We start from the raw sequence: 15,872 nt of genomic DNA, 5'->3' as shown, positions 1-15,872 counted from the left end.
GCGGCCCCTGGGCCGGACGGAGCCGTCGGGGGACGCGCTCTGCCCTCGAGCGCCACTGAGAAGGCGTACAAGAACGTGCAGGTCTGGCAAGCTTGCGTTGTCGGCAAAGCTGCGGTGTGCGTAAACTTGCACCATATGCAAGGTTGTCGCCGTCGCCGACCTGCCTCCCACCTCGCTCTCGAAGGACCGCCATGTCAACAGCAACCGCACCCGTCGAGGTGCAGCGCGGCGGACAGCCCGGATCAGCCGCCACCCCGGCGAAGCCGATCATGTCGCACCGCCAGATCCTCCTCGTCATCTACGGCCTCATGGCCGGGATGTTCCTGTCCTCGCTCGACCAGACCATCGTCGGCACCGCGATCCGCACCATCGGCGACGACCTGCACGGCCTCGACCAGCAGGCCTGGGTCACCACCGCGTACCTCATCGCGTCGACCATCACCACGCCGATCTACGGCAAGCTCTCCGACGTCTTCGGTCGCCGGCCGCTGTACATCTTCGGCATCGCGGTGTTCATCCTCGGCTCGCTGCTGTCGACACTGTCGACGTCGATGATCATGCTCGCCGCGTTCCGTGCGTTCCAGGGCATCGGCGCCGGTGCGCTGATGTCGCTGCCGCTCGCCATCATGGGTGACATCCTCGCCCCGCGTGAACGTGCCAAGTACCAGGGCTACTTCCTCGCCGTCTTCGGCATCTCGAGCGTCATCGGCCCGCTCATCGGCGGTCTGTTCTCCGGTGCTGACCAGATCCTCTGGATCACCGGCTGGCGCTGGGTCTTCCTCGTCAACGTCCCGATCGGCGTCGGCGCGCTCATCATGGTCATCGCCTTCCTGCACCTGCCCACGTTCGGCGACGCCACGAAGAAGCCGCGCATCGACTGGTGGGGTGCGACGAGCGTCATCGTGACCCTCGTCCCGCTGCTGCTCGTCGCCGAGCAGGGCCGCACCTGGGGCTGGGCCTCGCCGGGCGCGATCGCCTGCTACGTCGTCGGCGCGCTCGGTCTCGTCGCCTTCCTGGTCGTCGAGACCGCCATGCGGGACGACGCGATCATCCCGCTCAAGCTCTTCCGCTCGGGCGTCTTCACCATGGCGACGGTGCTCGGGTTCCTGGTGGGCTTCGCGATGTTCGGTGCGATGCTGACGATCCCGCTCTACCTGCAGATCGTCACGGGTCTCACCCCGACCGAGTCCGGCTTCGCCACCCTGCCGATGATCGGCGGGCTCATGATCGCCTCGATCGCGTCCGGGCAGATCGTCGCCCGCACCGGTCGCTACCGGATCTTCCCGGTGATCGGCACGGCGCTGGTCTCGCTCGGCTACGTCGTGCTGACGTTCATGACGATCGACAAGCCGCTCTGGTTCCTGATGATCGGCATGTTCCTCATCGGTCTCGGCCTCGGCCAGCTCATGCAGAGCATCACCCTCGCCTCGCAGAACTCGGTGCAGCCGCGCGACATGGGCGTGGCCACCTCGTCGGCGACGTTCTTCCGCCAGATCGGCGGCACGCTCGGCACCGCCGTGCTGCTGTCCGTGCTGTTCTCGATCATGCCGGCGAACATCCTGCACGCGACCGCCGACCGGTCGAACCTGTCCGAGGGCCTCGACGCCGCGCTGAACCCGACCGTCGCGTCGGCGAAGGCGAACCAGGGCGTGATGGACCAGATCTGGAACCCGATCGTCACCCCGATCGAGCGCCAGGTGCAGTCCGGGCTCGACGCCGCCACGGCGAAGGTCGACCAGGCCACGACGGGTGCTCCGGCCGCCGTGCGCGACCAGGCCCTCGCCGCCGCGGCCGACCAGGCGCACGCAAGCGTGCGAGACGGCAAGCTCGCCGTCGACTGGTCCGACGCCAGCCAGCGCTCGTACTGGGTGGGCGAACTCACCCCGGCGCTCGCGGAGCGCATCGACAAGGGTGCTGGTGACGGCAGCGGGTCCACCGCCGAGACGAGCGACACGTCGTTCCTCAACGGTGCGGACGAGGCCCTGACGAAGCCCTTCATGACCGGCTTCAACGCCTCGGCCGTCACGGTCTACTGGGTCGGCTTCGCGGTGATCCTGCTCGCGTTCGTCCTGAGCTGGTTCTTCAAGGCACCGCCGCTGCGCAAGAGCTCCGCGCTCCAGGAGCAGGCGGACTCGGAGGGCACGGCGGACGACCTCGAGGTCCAGGCGGTCGCCGCCGCGGACACGATGGGCTCGCTCACCGCGCCGAACACGGGCTCGGTGCCCGTCCAGCAGGGCCGGACCGACCGGTAGCGCCGTGCACACGACGACGGCCCCGACGGGCCTGCGGGAACGCAAGAAGGAACAGACGCGGCAGGCGATCCACCGTGCCGCGCTGGCCCTCGTGACGGACCGCGGGCTCGTCGGGGCCACCGTCGAGGAGATCTGCGAGGTCGCACGGGTCTCGCCGCGGACGTTCTTCAACTACTTCCCGTCGAAGGGGCACGCGGCACTCGGCCTCCCGGCGATCGCGGTGCCGGAGGACGCTCGCGCCCGGTTCGCCGCCGGCGACGGACAGCTCGTCGCGGACCTGTGCGGACTCGTCGCATGGACCGTCGACCTGCCGACCGATCGACCCCGGATGAAGGAGCTCGTGCGGGCCCGGCCCGAGATGGTCCCGACGATGCTGCAGTGGATGGCGGACGCCCGACTGGCGGTGTTCGAGGTCGCCTGCGAGCGCACCGACGCCGACACCGCGCGCACGGCCGTCACCCTCGTGATGGCTGCGGTGATCGAGACCGCGCACCGCGTGGCCGTCGGGTCGCCCGCGGAGCTGGCGGACCGGTTGCGTGCGACCGTGACCGACATGGCCCGGCTCGCCACGGCCTGAGACGCGAGACGGCCGGGAGGCGCGGTGCGGGTCGGCCCCGCACCGCGCCTCCCGGCCGGTGTGCGTTCTGGTGCTGCGCCCGCGTCAGCGGCGCGCGGCGCCTCGGCCCGCGAAGCGGGTGTAGAGGAACAGCACGATGACGGCACCGATGATCGAGCCGATGATGCCGGCGGGCTGGAAGAAGCCGTCCATCGGGTCGTGCTGGAAGATCAGGAAGCCGAGGAAGCCGCCGACGAACGACCCGACGATGCCGAGGACGATCGTCATGAGGATCGACATGTGCTGCTTGCCCGGGATGATCAGGCGGGCGAGCGCACCGGCGATGAGGCCGACGATGATGAGGCTGATGATGAGACCGAGCATGGTGTCCTCCAGGAGCGGGGTCAGTCGCGCCGCGGGACGGGTTCCGCGGTCGTTCGACCCAGATTGAACTCCGGTGGCGCTCAGCGCGTTCCCAGCCTCAGGGCTCAGACGACGCCGGAGGCCTCGAGTTCGCTGCGCAGCTCGGCGTCGGACGGCTCGACGAAGTGCTTGCCGTTCGGCAGGACGACGACCGGGATGTTCTTCCGGCCGCTGATCGCTTCGGCCCGGTCGGCTGCCGTCAGGTCCGCCTCGACGTCCACGTACGTGTAGTCCACGCCGAGGGTGTCGAGCAGCGCCTTGGACCGTCGGCAGTCGCGGCACCAGTCCGCACCGAACATCGTCACCTTGTCGAACGTCGCGTCAGTCATGTCCACACAGTACGTCCGTGCGCGTTCCGGCATTCCCGATGACGACCCTGAGCGCCGGGGAGCACGATGACCGCATGAGCGTGAGCGCCGACGTCCCCACCGCACACCCGCACCACCGGCACGGCTGGTGGTGGAAGACGCTGCTCGCCGGGTTCCTGCTCTGGGCCGTGACGATCGTCGTGACCGTCCTGACCCTCAACACGAACCTCGTGCCGACGATCATCCTGCTCGGCAGCTTCCTCGTGCCCTTCACCGTCGTGCTCTTCGTCATCGAGCGGGTCACCGGGACCGTCAGCACGATGCAGCTCGTCACGGCGTTCTTCGTCGGCGGGATCCTCGGCGTGCTCGGCGCCTCGCTGCTCGAGGCCGACCTGCGCCAGGACGCGTTCGTCTACGTCGTCGTCGGGTTCGTCGAGGAGTTCGTGAAGGGCGTCCTGCTCCTGTTCGTCGGGTGGCGGGTCCGCCCCAAGACCGCTCGGCAGGGGGCGCTCCTCGGTGCGACCGTCGGTGCCGGGTTCGCGGCGTTCGAGTCCGCCGGGTACGCCTTCAACGCCGCGATCACCGAGCGGGGCATCGACCTCGTGTCGCTGCTGCAGACCGAGGTCGTCCGTGCGGTGCTCAGCCCGGTCGGGCACGTGCTGTGGACGGCGATCCTCGGCGCGGTGCTGTTCGGTGCGGCGCGCGGTGGTGCGCGGCTCCGGTGGTCGTGGTCGATCCCGGTCGCCTACGTCGTGGTGTCGGTGCTGCACGGGCTGTGGGACAGCAACTCGACGCTGTCGACCGTGCTCGCGTTCGTGTTCACCGGCACGCCGTTCTCCGCCGCGCAGTCGGGGCAGGTGCCGCCGTCGCTCGCCGAGGTGGCGACGACGATCTACGTGGTCGGGCTGCTCGTCGTGACGCTCGTCGGCGTGGTCGTGCTCGTCGGGGTGCTCCTGCGCCACCGGAAGCGCGACCGGGCGCTGGCGGCGGAAGCGCAGGCGCAGGCGCTGGCGCAGGCAGCGGCGGTGCCGTCGTGGTGGGCCGCGTCGGACGCCGAGGGCGAGCGCGACTGGGAGGCGACACCCCGGCACCACGGCCGCTGACGTCGCCTCCTCGTCGGCGTCACTGTGTTGCGCGGATGATGCAGGCCGTCACGACGCCCGACGGGAAGCCGATCGTCGCGCCGACGCAGAAAGCGCACGCTGCCCCGACCGTGACGACGCACGCTGCGCCACACACACCGGCGAGGATGGCGAGTGCCCAAGCGTTGACGTTCTGCTTGCCGAGACACTCGGTGAGCTTTGCCCAGAAGCCCTTCGACGCCCTGGAGTCCTGCGCGGCGAGCCGCATCGTGGCGTCTGTTTCAGCTGCAGTGATGGACTTCGAGAAACGAGTCTGTCCGTCCTGCCAGACGTGCAGGCTGCCCCCACCTCGGCCGTCGGCGTGGAATGCGAACTCGACCGTGGCCGTCAGGCGGCCGGTTGCGTCCTAGAAGGACGAACGGCTGGAGATCGGTTCCACGCCGGCCCCGGTCAGGCCGACTCGCACCACCGCGCCGTCACCCTGGGCGAGCACCGACACATCGCTCTCGTCGAGCCTCGCTCCACTGAAGGTGGCGGGCTGCCCAAGCGCAGCGTGCCGGAGGGCATCGACTTCAGGAGACGGCGGAAGGGGAACCGGCGCGTGGTCGACCATGCGTTGCTGGAATTCCACAACGTTCGCAACGTCCCCGCGGGTCTCCGCGGCTTCGGCACGTACCGGGCTGAGCAGGGATGTCGACATGACCAGGGCGACTGCCATGGTCAACATGCCCGGAAGGCGTTCCCGGCCGATCGTGATCTTCATCGCTTGTCCTTGATGACGAGAGTCGTGACTCCGGCGGCGAGGGCGAGTCCCCCCATGACCATCCAGCCCAGCGCAGCTGGGAGAGCGGCAGACGCTGTGAGCGCTGCCGTGGCGGCTGTGAGCATGAGCAGCGCCACGAGGGTCCATCTCTTCCGGTTGTCTTCGCGCATCGTTCCTCCTGCCGGAATCGTCGCGACCTCAGAGCACCTTGTCAAACATGAGATGTTGAATATTGACAACCCCTGTCGGATCAGCGTGTTGCCCGCGCCCTACGATGTCCCCATGCCGCCGCGTCCCGACCCCGACCGGGCCGCGTGGGCCTCGGCCGCCGTCCGACGCTTCGCCGCCACCACGAACCTGCTGGTCGCCGCACGCCGCTTCCGCATCGTCGGTGCCGACCCCCGCGACGCGGACGCCCTCCGCGCGCTGCTCACCGGACTCGGCGCGCGCGAGGCCGCCGCGCACGAACCCGTCGACCAGCTCTGGTGCACGGGCGATCCGGACGCGTCGACCCCGGTCGTCGAGCGTGAGGCCGACCGTCCCCGTGGTGCCATCCTGGTCGTGGTGGACGCCGGACGGCACGGCCCCGCTGTGGACGAGGACGCCTTCGGCCCGCTGACGGTCGCCCGGCCCGGGGTGCTCACGGCGCCGACGCTGTCCGACGACGTGTTCTTCGTCTCGACGGGGCGCGACCCCGAGGACGACCCGGCCGCCGAGGCGCGCCTGCGCTGGGCCCGGCGTGCGATGCCGGTCTCCCGCGCGGTCGCGGCCGAACTGCGGGAGAGCGGGCTCCTCCGGGGGACGCGGATCGGGGTCGCGATGTTCCTGGAACCGAAGACCGCGGTGCTCAGCCTGCTGCTCCGGGACGCTGGCGCCGAGGTCGTCGTGTACGCGCACGCCGACGAGACCGACGACGCCGTGGCCGACGTGCTGCGCCGGGCCGGACTCCCGGTGCACGCGAGCAGCACCGCCACGGTCGCGGAACAGAAGGACCTCGCGCTCGCGATGCTCGACTCCCGCCCGCACGTGCTCCTCGACGACGGGGCGCACCTGATCCGGCTCGCGCACCAGGAGCGACCCGACCTGCTCCCGACGATGCTCGGCGCGGCGGAGGAGACCACGAGCGGTCTCCGGCCCCTGCGCACGATGGCGGCGCGCGGGGCGCTCGGCATCCCCGTGGTGGCCGTCAACGACGCCCGCGTGAAGACGCTCTTCGACAACCGGTACGGCACCGGGCAGTCGACGGTGTTCGCGACGCTCGACCTGGTCGACCGGCTCGCGTCCGGCGCCCACCGGGTCCGGTCGCCAGGCGCGGCGGTCGTCGCCGGGTTCGGGCCCGTCGGCGAAGGGGTCGCCCAGGTGCTCCGCGCGCTCGGCTTCCACGTGACCGTCGCCGAGGCCGACCCGGTGCGCGCCCTGCAGGCGCTGTTCGCCGGGTACGCGGTCGCTCCGTTGCACGACGCCGTCCGCGATGCCGACCTGGTCATGAGCGCCACCGGCGTCGCCGACACGATCGACCTCGCTGCGCTGCGCGCCTGCGCCGCCGGGGCGGTCGTCGCCGTGGCCGGCGGTGTCGACCAGGAGGTCGCCGTCACCGCGGCGTTCGCGGACGGCGCGGAACCGCGACCAGAGGCCCGGGCGGTCGAACGGTTCACGTGGCCGGACGGGCACCACGTCGTCGTGCTCGACCGCGGCGGCTGCATCAACATCACCGCTGCCGAGGGCAACCCGGTGGAGATCATGGACCTGTCCTTCGCGGCGCAGCTCGGTGCCGTCCGGATGCTCGTCGAGCGCGGCGACGAGCTGGAGCGGGCGGTCGTGCCGATCGACCCCGCGGTGGACGAGGCGACCGCCCGCACGGCGCTCGCCGCCTCCGGATCGCGCCCCGTGCCTCCCGGACGGCTCGGCGAGCACCCGATGGACCGCGAGCCGGACGTCCGGACGCACCGCTTCGGAGACCCCTCGTGAGCGTGGCGGAGACCGGACGCGCCGTCGTGCACTCGGCCCGCATCGTCGTGCCGATGACCGCACCGCCGATCGCCGACGGGGCGGTCGCGGTGCGTGACGGCCGGATCCTGCACGTCGGCGACCGGTCCTGGGTCGTCGACCAGCTCGACGGCCGCCCGTTCACCGAGCGGCGCTGGAAGGGTGCCCTGCTGCCGGGTCTCGTGAACGCGCACGCGCACCTCCAGTACACCGGCATGGCCGGTGTCGGGCAGCGACAGTACGGCGGCTTCGAGGACTGGGCGACCGCGTTCAACGCCGACTACGCGCTCCCGCACGACTGGCGAGCCGAGGCCGACGCCGGTGCCCGCGCCTCGATCGTCGCCGGGGTGACGAGCATCGCCGACATCGTGACGGACATCGAGGCGGCGGACGTGCTCGAGGCGAACGGCCTCGGCGGCATCGCCTACTGGGAGGTCATGGACTGGGAGAACCAGGCGTGGCAGGAGCACGGCCGCGCGCAGGTGCTCGACGAGCTCGCGCGCATCCCGACCACCCCGGGCGCGGGCCTGTCACCCCACGCGCCGTACTCCCTCGACGTCGCCCCGCTGCTCGAACTGCCCGACATCGTCCGGCAGCGCGGACTCCGACTGCACCTGCACCTCGGCGAGGCCGCGTTCGAGGGGGAGCGCATCGCACTCGGCCCGGTCCCCGGACTCGAGGGTGTCGACGGCGTCGGGCACACCGCCGACTGGCACCTGGCGAACGTGCCGTCCTTCCGGGCGATGCGCGCGCTCGGGTTCGGGGCCAGCGCCACCGCGTTCGTCGACCGCCTCGGCGTGCTCGGACCGGACTGTCACATCGCGCACGGGGTCTACATGACCGCCGCCGACCGCGCCCTGCTCCGAGCGCGCGGGACCGCCGTCGCGCTCTGCCCGCGGTCGAACGCCGTGATCGGGCTCGACCCGCCGCCCGTCGCCGACTACCTGCGCGAGGGCAGCCTGATCGCGATCGGGACGGACTCGCTGTCGTCGTCGCCGTCCCTCGACCCGATGGCCGACGTCACCGCGCTGCACCGGATCGCCCGCGCGCAGGGGTACGGGCACCGCGACCTGCACGAACGGCTGCTCGCCGCGGCGACGCTCGGCGGCGCGCACGCGATGGGCCTGGCGGTCGGCCCCGACCGGACCGGGCACCTCGCCGTGGGGGCCCGGGCGGACCTCGCGGTGTTCGACGTGGACGCCCGCACCGTGCCGGACGCGCTCGCCGAGCTCGTCGAGGACGGCGCCGGGCGGGCTGCGGCGACGGTGATCCGCGGCGTGGTCCGGCACACCGCCGCTGCTGCTGCTGCTGCCGCTGCTGCCGCTGACCACCCCCGCGCCGTGCGCGCGGACACCACGGACGATCCCCGCGCCGTGCGCGCCGACACCACGGACGATCCCCGCGCCGTGCGCGCGGACACCACCGACCACCACCGTCCCCAGGAGGACCCGTGACCGACACCGCACCCCGCCCCGGCATGGCCGCACGACGCACCGTCGACGGCACGCTCATCGAGTGGCTCGACGTACCGAAGCGCGCCGTCGCCCTCGGCATGGAGCCGCACCCCGAGGGCGGTTGGTACGTCCGCACCTGGACCTCGCCCGCCACGGTCGACACGGCGGCCGGGGAGCGACCGGCGGCGACGCTCATCCACTTCCTGTTGCCCCCGGGCGAGGCCTCCGCATGGCACCGGGTCACGAGCGACGAGATCTGGATGTGGCACGGTCCCGACAGCGTGGACCTGCAGCTCGGCGGCGACGGCGACCAGCCCGAGCCCGGTGCGACGATCACCCTCGGCCCGGACGCCGGACGCGACCGGGTCAACGACGCGCAGGCGTTCGTGCGCGGCGGCGTGTGGCAGCGCACCCTGCCCGGCGAGGGGGAGGTCCTGCTGAGCTGCCTCGTGTCGCCCGGCTTCTCGTTCGAGGACTTCACCATGGCCGACGGCACCGCGTATCCCGCCGCGTAGCGAGGCTTCATCCACTTCGCGCTGGTATCCCAGTGCGAAGTACACTGCGACTGCCCCCGACCCTCCTGACGAAGGCCCGATCGTGACCCGACCCCTCCGCCGCACCCTCGCCGCCGCCACCGCAGCGGTCGCTGCCCTCGCGCTCGCCGCCTGCTCCGCCGGGGGCAGCAGCAGCGGCGGCGACGGCGACGGCACCGTCACCGACGGCAAGCTCACGATCGCGACCGGGCAGCCCGCGTACTCCCCGTGGGTCGAGGACGACGAGCCGCAGTCCGGCAAGGGGTTCGAGTCCGCCGTGGCCTACGCCGTCGCGAAGGAGCTGGGCTACAGCAAGGGTGACGTGGTGTGGAAGCGCAGCACCTTCGACAGCGCGATCGCCCCCGGCCCGAAGGACTGGGACCTCAACGTCCAGCAGTTCTCGATCGACGCCAAGCGCAAGAAGGCCGTCGACATGTCCACGGCGTACTACACGACCACGCAGGCGGTCGTGACGACGAAGGACTCGAAGGCCGCCGACGCCACCACGGTCGCCGCGCTCGAGCAGGACACCATCGGGGTCGCTGCAGGCTCGACGAGCATCGCCAGCGTCAAGGACGTCCTCGGTGTCACGCCCCAGGTGTTCAACTCGAACGACGACGCCGTGCTCGCGCTCCAGTCCGGCCAGATCGACGCCATCGTGACCGACCTGCCGACGGCCTTCTCCATGGCCGCCGCTCAGGTGAAGGACGGCACGGTGTCGGCGCAGTTCCCGGCCGACGGGAAGGGCGACCAGTTCGGGTTCGTGCTGCCGAAGGGTTCGGCGCTGACGAGCAAGGTCGACAAGGCCCTCGCCACGCTGCAGAGCGACGGCACGCTCGCGGACCTGCAGACCAAGTGGCTCTCCTCGGAGACGAACACCCCCGTCCTGAAGTAGCCGTCGCCGCATGACCCTCCCCGCAGGCGCCGGCACCCCGGTCGCGGCCCCCGGACCGAGCCAGGTCGAGCTCGAGCGACGGCTGTACCGGCGACAGCGCGGCCGGCGGTCCGCCGTGGTCTCGGTGGTGTCGACGCTCGTCGTCGTCGCCGTCGTCTGGTTCGGCGTCGTGAACACCCCCGGGTGGGCGGCCGTCCAGCAGTCGTTCTTCGACCCGCAGACGGCGATCGACACCTTCCCGTCGGTGCTGCTCGGCCTCTGGCTGAACATCCGGATCCTGTTCTTCGCGAGCATCGGCGTCGCGGTGCTCGGCACGCTGCTCGCGGTCGTCCGGGGGCTGCGCAGTCCGGTGTTCTTCCCGCTGCGGATGCTCGCGACCGGCTACACGGACCTGTTCCGCGGTCTGCCGCTCATCATCGTGCTGTACCTGGTCGGCTTCGGCCTGCCCGGGCTCGGCGTCTTCCCGCGGCAGCCCCCGGAGGTCTGGGGCACCATCGCGATCGTCCTCACGTACTCGTCGTACGTCGCCGAGGTGCTCCGCGCCGGCATGGAGGCCGTGCACCCCTCGCAGCGGCTCGCCGCCCGGTCCCTCGGCCTGTCGCACACCAAGACGCTGCGCCTCGTGGTGCTGCCGCAGGCGATCCGGAAGGTGACGCCCGCGCTGATGAACGACTTCGTGTCGATGCAGAAGGACGTCGGCCTCGTGTCGATCCTCGGTGCGGTCGATGCCGTGCGGAGTGCGCAGATCGCCCAGGCGGAGACCTACAACTTCACGCCGTACTTCGTCGCGGGGCTGCTGTTCGTCCTGATCAGCCTCCCGCTGATCCGCGTGACGGACGCGATCGCGCGTCGACAGCAGCAGCGCGAGCAGATCGGAGGGACCGTGTGAGCGAGGCATCCCAGGCGGGCGCGAGCCGCGCCTCCGGTCTGGAGGCACGGGGCACGTCGCCGACGTCGGCTCCCGTCCTCGAGCTGCGCGGCATCCGCAAGGCGTTCGGCGAGCACGAGGTCCTGCGCGGGATCGACCTGACCGTGCACCGCCACGAGGTGATCTGCGTCATCGGGGCGTCCGGCTCCGGCAAGTCGACGCTCCTCAAGACGGTCAACCTGCTCGAGGGCATCGACGACGGAGCGATCCTGCTGCAGGGGACCGACATCGCCGACCCGCGCACGGCGGTCGACGCGGTGCGGGCGCGCATCGGCGTCGTCTTCCAGCAGTTCAACCTGTTCCCGCACATGCGCGTGCTCGACAACGTGACGCTCGCGTCGCGTCAGGTGCACGGCGTGGGTCGGGTCGAGGCGGAGGCGACCGCGCGTCGTCTGCTCGACCGGATCGGCCTCGGGGACTTCGCGGACGCCTACCCGGACCGGCTGTCCGGCGGGCAGCAGCAGCGTGTGGCCATCGTGCGGGCGATCGCCTCGGACCCCGAGCTGCTCCTGCTCGACGAGGTGACGAGTGCGCTCGACCCGATGCTGGTGGGTGAGGTCCTCGACCTCGTCACGGAGCTCAAGGAGCAGGGGTCGACGATCCTGATGACGACGCACGAGATGCACTTCGCGCGGCACGTCGCGGACCGGATCGTGTTCCTGCACCGGGGCGAGGTCGTCGAGCAGGGCGCTCCCGCGGCGGTCCTCGACGCGCCGGAGCACCCTGCCCTCGTGGAGTTCCTCGCCCGCGTCCGGGGCTGATCCCGGGACGCGTCCACGCCTACGGCGTGAGCAGGACCTTGCCGACGACCTCGCCGTCACGGACGCGCCGGTGCGCCTCGGTGGCGTGGTCGAGCGGGAGCACGCTGTCCACGACGGGCCGGACCCGGCCGTCGGCGACGAACGGCCACACGTCGTCACGGACGGCGGCGACGATCGCGGCCTTCTCGTCGAGGGGACGGGCACGGAGCGTCGTCGCGCTGATGGTCGCGCGCTTCCGCATCATCACGCCGTAGTCGAGCGTGCCCTCGCGGCCGCTGCCGGAGGCGATCACGGCGATGTGCCCGTTCGGTGCGAGGACCTCGAGGTTGCGGCCCAGGTAGTCCGGGCCGACGACGTCGAGCACCACGTCGACCCCACGGCCGTCGGTGAACTCGAGCGTGCGGGCGACGAAGTCCTCGCTGCGGTGGTCGATCACGAGGTCGGCTCCGAGCTCGCGGGAGGCGCGGACCTTCCGGTCGCCGCCGGACGTCGCGATCACCGTCGCCCCGAGTGCCTTGGCCCAGAGGACCGCGTGCGAGCCCATGCCGCCGGTGCCGCCGTGCACCAGGAGCGTCTGCCCGGGTCGGAGCCCGGCGAGCATGCCGACGTTCGAGTACACCGTGCACGCGGCCTCGGGGAGCCCGGCCGCCTGGACGAGGTCGACGCCGTCGGGCACGGGCAGCACCTGGGCCGCCGGCGCGACGACGAGCGAGGCGTACCCGCCGCCGGAGAGCAGCGCGCAGACCCGGTCGCCCGCGGCGAGGTCGGTCACGCCGTCACCGAGCGCCCGCACCGTGCCGGAGACCTCGAGCCCGAGCACGTCCGAGGCGCCGGGTGGCGGCGGGTAGTTGCCCGCGACCTGCTGCAGGTCCGCGTTGTTGACGCCGGAGGCGGCGACCGCGATCAGCACCTCGCCGGCACCGGGCACCGGGTCGGGCAGCTCGACGACGGACAGGTCGGGGGAGTCCTGGGTGATGGCACGCATGCCGACGACGCTACGCCCGCCGCGCGGGTACGTTGGGGCCGCACGTGTCCCCGCCCGGGGGACGCGCTCATCGGGGGGATCCACATGCCCAGGAAGACCATCGCGCTCGCCACGGCCGCCATCGCCGTCGCACTCCTCGCCGGCTGTTCGGGCGGTGGCTCGAACGCCGGCTCGGACAGCGGCTCCGGCTCGGGTGCGTCCAGCGCGCCGAAGGCGTCCTCGACGCCGACGAAGGCAGCGGCTGCGCAGTCGAAGACCGAGGCGTGCCAGACCTTCGCCAAGGAGGTCTCGAACGCCACGCAGGGGCTGCAGTCGCAGGTCACCGAGCTGCAGTCGGACCCGAAGGCAGCCGTCGCCAAGCTGGACGAGCTGAGCGGCACCATGGCGGACAGTGCCGCGAAGGTGACGAACACCGAGGTCAAGCCGACGACCGACGCGTTCGCGCAGGCGTTCGCGGACTTCACCGCGAAGACGAAGACCCTCGCCGACTCGAAGGACCCGTCGGCGATGTCCGACAGCGGCTTCACCGAGGCCCTGCAGAAGCTCCAGACCACGGGGCAGGAGTTCCAGGCGGCCTGCAAGCCCTGACCGGCCAGGCGGACAGCACGACGCCCGCCCCGACTCCCGTGCGGAGTCGAGGCGGGCGTCGTCGTCGCCGGCCTAGGCCTGGGCTGCGTCGAGCCGGGCCACGTCCTCGGGGCGGAGCTTCACGCTCGCCGCGGTGACCGAGTCGAGGATCGACTGCGCGCGCGATGCACCCGGGATGGGGATCACGACGTCGCTCTGCTGCAGCTCCCACGCGAGTGCGACGACCTGCGGGGTGACGTCGTGCTCGCGGGCGACGACGGCGAACTCCTCCGCCGTCGAACCCAGTTCGGCGGCCTTGGCGATGCCGCCGAGCGGGCTCCACGGCAGGAAGGCGATGCCCAGCTCGTCGCACAGTCGCAGCTCGGGCTCGCTCGACCGGAACGACGGCGAGTACTGGTTCTGCACCGAGGCCAGACGACCGTCGAGCACCTCGTTCGCCTCGCGGATCTGGTCGGGGTCGGCGTTCGAGATGCCGGCCATCCGGATGACGCCCTCGTCGAGGAGCTCGACGAGCGCCCCGATCGACTCGGCGTAGGGCACCGCCGGGTCCGGCCGGTGGAACTGGTACAGCCCGATCGCCTCGACGCCCAGGCGCTTCGCCGACGCCTTCGCGGCCTCCTTGAGGTACTCCGGCCGGCCGTTCTGCGCCCACGCCCCGGCCTCGGGCCGGAGGTGACCGCCCTTCGTGGCGATGAGGACGTCGGTGGTGTCGCCGTGGAACGCGCGCACCGCCTTCGCGATGAGCTCCTCGTTGTGACCGACCTCGTCCTTCGCGGCCAGGTGGTAGGCGTCCGCGGTGTCGATGAGGGTGACGCCGGCCTCGAGGGCCGCGTGGATGGTGGCGATGGACTGTCGCTCGTCGGGTCGGCCCTCGATGGACATGGGCATCCCGCCCAGTCCGATGGCGCTGACCGACACGTCTCCGATGACTCGTTGCTTCATGCGCCCAGCATGCGCCGGGCGGTGCGCGCCGGTCACAGGGGGTGTCCACCGCCGGTCCCGGCGCTCGCCGCCGACGACGAGCGACGGCGCCCCGCCCCCGCCGACGGCCGCCGAGCCCACCCCGGCGCGTGCTCCGGCCGCGGCCCGAACGCCACCGCTCGCGCGTACCAACCCCGCACCGGCGGCACCCACCGTGCGAGCAGCACCGGGAGCAGCGGCGGCCCCGAGGCGAGCGCCCCCGAGAACGCCCGTTCGAACACCACCCGGTGCAGCACCCCTTGGGCGCCCTGCACGAGCACCGCAGGCCACGCCCGACGACGCTGGACCGCCGCGAGCACGCGGTCGAGTCCCCGTCCGCGCAGCCCTCGCCGCAGCGCGGGCGCGAGGAGGGTCGCCGCCGCCACGGCGTCCTGCACCGCGAGGTTGATGCCGACCCCGCCCGCCGGCGACATCGCGTGCGCCGCGTCCCCGATGCAGAGCAGGCCGGGGCGCCACCACCGCCGCAGTCGGTTCATCCGGACGTCGAGCACGTGCACGTCGTCCATCGAGGCGATCGCGTCGACCCGGTCCGCGAAGTCCGGCCGCAGCCGCGCGATCCTCGCCCGGAACGCCTCCACCCCCTCGGCCCGGAGCGCGGCGTCCGCCCCCTTCGGCGCGAAGTACGCCACCTGGTGGTACCCCGGCCGCGGGAAGGCGAGCAGGACGTCCGTCCCGGCGAACGCGGGGACGAGGGCGGTCTCCGCGTCGCCCGGACGCCGGGGCAGCCGGAACCACCACGTGTCGAAGGGCACCCGGAACCGCCGCGGACGGAGCCCCGCCGCGGCGCGCAGCACGGAGTTCCGCCCGTCGCAGGCGATCACGACGTCTGCGCGCAGCTCCTCGTGGTCTCCGTCGCCGCGGGTCGGCCGGAGGTGCACCCCGGTGACGAAGCCGTCCTCCACGATCGGTGCGGACACGGACCACCCCATCGTGATGTCGAACGACGGCTCCGCGCGCGCCGCGGTCACGAGCAGGTCGAGGAGGTCCCACTGCGGCACCATCGCGACGTGGTCGTACGGCGGTCGCAGCCGCGAGAAGTCGCCGAGCCGCAGGTGCGAGCCGTCTGGCATCGGCAGCGACAGGTCGTCGAGCCGCGACTGCGGGAGCGCCCGGAACCGGTCGCCGAGACCGAGTTCGTCGAGCAGCCGGATGGTGGAGGCGTGCACGGTGTCGCCGCGGAAGTCGCGGTTGAAGTCCTCGTGCCGCTCGACGACGCGCACCGCGACCCCGGCGCGTGCGAGCAGCAGCCCGAGCACGACACCGGCGGGGCCGCCGCCGACCACCGCGACCGTCGTCCGCGAGACCGTCACCATGCCCGGGACGCTACGCCGATCCGGACGGGAGGCGCGGTGCGGGACCGCCCCGCGCCTCCCGTCC

17 protein-coding genes are annotated in these 15,872 nt (G+C 72.1%); 10 read left to right on the top strand and 7 right to left on the bottom strand.

What is annotated here, in order from left to right:
- Positions 1-191 precede the first annotated feature (191 nt).
- Complete coding sequence (locus ACY3FI_RS14090) at positions 192-2,252, top strand: MDR family MFS transporter (protein WP_462548184.1); 2,061 nt, start codon at positions 192-194, stop codon at positions 2,250-2,252.
- A gap of 4 nt (positions 2,253-2,256) precedes the next feature.
- Positions 2,257-2,829 (top strand): TetR/AcrR family transcriptional regulator, encoded by a 573-nt coding sequence (locus ACY3FI_RS14085; RefSeq protein WP_462548183.1) that lies wholly within the window; start codon positions 2,257-2,259, stop codon positions 2,827-2,829.
- A gap of 84 nt (positions 2,830-2,913) precedes the next feature.
- On the opposite strand, the gene ACY3FI_RS14080 is transcribed toward ACY3FI_RS14085, so the two are convergent.
- Together ACY3FI_RS14080 and ACY3FI_RS14075 are read right to left on the bottom strand one after the other, a co-directional pair.
- Entirely contained in the window at positions 2,914-3,192 is a 279-nt protein-coding gene (locus ACY3FI_RS14080; protein ID WP_462548182.1) for a GlsB/YeaQ/YmgE family stress response membrane protein, read from the bottom strand.
- 104 nt (positions 3,193-3,296) lie between these two features.
- Positions 3,297-3,560, bottom strand: a complete 264-nt coding sequence (locus ACY3FI_RS14075; RefSeq protein ID WP_462548181.1) for a glutaredoxin family protein — start codon at positions 3,558-3,560, stop codon at positions 3,297-3,299.
- 74 nt (positions 3,561-3,634) lie between these two features.
- Here ACY3FI_RS14075 and ACY3FI_RS14070 point away from each other — a divergent pair, with 74 nt between their 5' ends.
- Complete coding sequence (locus ACY3FI_RS14070; protein ID WP_462548180.1) at positions 3,635-4,642, top strand: PrsW family intramembrane metalloprotease; 1,008 nt, start codon at positions 3,635-3,637, stop codon at positions 4,640-4,642.
- Between the two features lie 19 nt (positions 4,643-4,661).
- Here the strand turns inward: ACY3FI_RS14070 and ACY3FI_RS14065 are convergent, their stop codons facing one another.
- Together ACY3FI_RS14065 and ACY3FI_RS14060 are read right to left on the bottom strand one after the other, a co-directional pair.
- Positions 4,662-4,889 (bottom strand): hypothetical protein, encoded by a 228-nt coding sequence (locus ACY3FI_RS14065; protein ID WP_462548179.1) that lies wholly within the window; start codon positions 4,887-4,889, stop codon positions 4,662-4,664.
- A 138-nt stretch (positions 4,890-5,027) separates the two neighbouring features.
- Positions 5,028-5,384: a hypothetical protein gene (locus tag ACY3FI_RS14060; protein ID WP_462548178.1), complete on the bottom strand. Its 357-nt coding sequence runs from the start codon at positions 5,382-5,384 to the stop codon at positions 5,028-5,030.
- A 282-nt stretch (positions 5,385-5,666) separates the two neighbouring features.
- Here ACY3FI_RS14060 and ACY3FI_RS14055 point away from each other — a divergent pair, with 282 nt between their 5' ends.
- The 6 genes from ACY3FI_RS14055 to ACY3FI_RS14030 all read left to right on the top strand — a co-directional run bounded on the left by ACY3FI_RS14055 (position 5,667) and on the right by ACY3FI_RS14030 (position 11,941).
- On the top strand, positions 5,667-7,352 hold the full coding sequence (locus ACY3FI_RS14055; RefSeq protein WP_462548177.1) for an adenosylhomocysteinase: 1,686 nt from the start codon (positions 5,667-5,669) through the stop codon (positions 7,350-7,352).
- Positions 7,349-8,824: an amidohydrolase family protein gene (locus tag ACY3FI_RS14050; RefSeq protein ID WP_462548176.1), complete on the top strand. Its 1,476-nt coding sequence runs from the start codon at positions 7,349-7,351 to the stop codon at positions 8,822-8,824. The genes ACY3FI_RS14055 and ACY3FI_RS14050 overlap by 4 nt, the downstream gene beginning before the upstream one ends.
- Positions 8,821-9,339 carry a cupin domain-containing protein gene (locus tag ACY3FI_RS14045; RefSeq protein ID WP_462548175.1) on the top strand — a complete coding sequence of 173 codons (519 nt, stop codon included), beginning with the start codon at positions 8,821-8,823 and terminating at the stop codon, positions 9,337-9,339. Before ACY3FI_RS14050 ends, ACY3FI_RS14045 begins: the two co-directional genes overlap by 4 nt.
- A gap of 82 nt (positions 9,340-9,421) precedes the next feature.
- Positions 9,422-10,252 (top strand): ABC transporter substrate-binding protein, encoded by an 831-nt coding sequence (locus ACY3FI_RS14040; RefSeq protein ID WP_462548174.1) that lies wholly within the window; start codon positions 9,422-9,424, stop codon positions 10,250-10,252.
- Positions 10,253-10,262: 10 nt separating this feature from the next.
- A complete protein-coding gene (locus ACY3FI_RS14035) occupies positions 10,263-11,141 on the top strand; it encodes an amino acid ABC transporter permease (protein ID WP_462548173.1) in 879 nt (292 codons plus the stop codon).
- Positions 11,142-11,179: 38 nt separating this feature from the next.
- Entirely contained in the window at positions 11,180-11,941 is a 762-nt protein-coding gene (locus tag ACY3FI_RS14030) for an amino acid ABC transporter ATP-binding protein (protein ID WP_462550370.1), read from the top strand.
- A 19-nt stretch (positions 11,942-11,960) separates the two neighbouring features.
- Here the strand turns inward: ACY3FI_RS14030 and ACY3FI_RS14025 are convergent, their stop codons facing one another.
- Positions 11,961-12,926 (bottom strand): NAD(P)H-quinone oxidoreductase, encoded by a 966-nt coding sequence (locus tag ACY3FI_RS14025; protein WP_462548172.1) that lies wholly within the window; start codon positions 12,924-12,926, stop codon positions 11,961-11,963.
- Positions 12,927-13,010: 84 nt separating this feature from the next.
- Between ACY3FI_RS14025 and ACY3FI_RS14020 the strand changes: the two genes are divergently transcribed.
- Positions 13,011-13,514 (top strand): hypothetical protein, encoded by a 504-nt coding sequence (locus ACY3FI_RS14020; RefSeq protein ID WP_462548171.1) that lies wholly within the window; start codon positions 13,011-13,013, stop codon positions 13,512-13,514.
- A 72-nt stretch (positions 13,515-13,586) separates the two neighbouring features.
- On the opposite strand, the gene ACY3FI_RS14015 is transcribed toward ACY3FI_RS14020, so the two are convergent.
- Both ACY3FI_RS14015 and ACY3FI_RS14010 read right to left on the bottom strand, forming a co-directional pair.
- Positions 13,587-14,456: an aldo/keto reductase gene (locus ACY3FI_RS14015; protein WP_462548170.1), complete on the bottom strand. Its 870-nt coding sequence runs from the start codon at positions 14,454-14,456 to the stop codon at positions 13,587-13,589.
- 32 nt (positions 14,457-14,488) lie between these two features.
- Entirely contained in the window at positions 14,489-15,808 is a 1,320-nt protein-coding gene (locus ACY3FI_RS14010; RefSeq protein WP_462548169.1) for an FAD-dependent oxidoreductase, read from the bottom strand.
- Positions 15,809-15,872 lie beyond the last annotated feature (64 nt).

It is taken from the genome of Curtobacterium sp. RM9 (assembly GCF_054956955.1).
Note: the sequence above shows the minus strand (reverse complement) of the source record. Positions and strands in the feature narration are given on the sequence as shown.

Excerpts from the sequence above, each read along its gene's own strand:
- ACY3FI_RS14090 (WP_462548184.1), top strand. The coding sequence starts at position 192 with ATGTCAACAGCAACCGCACCCGTCGAGGTGCAGCGCGGCGGACAGCCC.
- ACY3FI_RS14080 (WP_462548182.1), bottom strand. The coding sequence starts at position 3,192 with ATGCTCGGTCTCATCATCAGCCTCATCATCGTCGGCCTCATCGCCGGT.
- ACY3FI_RS14075 (WP_462548181.1), bottom strand. The coding sequence starts at position 3,560 with ATGACTGACGCGACGTTCGACAAGGTGACGATGTTCGGTGCGGACTGG.
- ACY3FI_RS14070 (WP_462548180.1), top strand. The coding sequence starts at position 3,635 with ATGAGCGTGAGCGCCGACGTCCCCACCGCACACCCGCACCACCGGCAC.
- ACY3FI_RS14065 (WP_462548179.1), bottom strand. The coding sequence starts at position 4,889 with ATGCGGCTCGCCGCGCAGGACTCCAGGGCGTCGAAGGGCTTCTGGGCA.
- ACY3FI_RS14060 (WP_462548178.1), bottom strand. The coding sequence starts at position 5,384 with ATGAAGATCACGATCGGCCGGGAACGCCTTCCGGGCATGTTGACCATG.
- ACY3FI_RS14055 (WP_462548177.1), top strand. The coding sequence starts at position 5,667 with ATGCCGCCGCGTCCCGACCCCGACCGGGCCGCGTGGGCCTCGGCCGCC.
- ACY3FI_RS14035 (WP_462548173.1), top strand. The coding sequence starts at position 10,263 with ATGACCCTCCCCGCAGGCGCCGGCACCCCGGTCGCGGCCCCCGGACCG.
- ACY3FI_RS14025 (WP_462548172.1), bottom strand. The coding sequence starts at position 12,926 with ATGCGTGCCATCACCCAGGACTCCCCCGACCTGTCCGTCGTCGAGCTG.
- ACY3FI_RS14020 (WP_462548171.1), top strand. The coding sequence starts at position 13,011 with ATGCCCAGGAAGACCATCGCGCTCGCCACGGCCGCCATCGCCGTCGCA.
- ACY3FI_RS14015 (WP_462548170.1), bottom strand. The coding sequence starts at position 14,456 with ATGAAGCAACGAGTCATCGGAGACGTGTCGGTCAGCGCCATCGGACTG.
- ACY3FI_RS14010 (WP_462548169.1), bottom strand. The coding sequence starts at position 15,808 with ATGGTGACGGTCTCGCGGACGACGGTCGCGGTGGTCGGCGGCGGCCCC.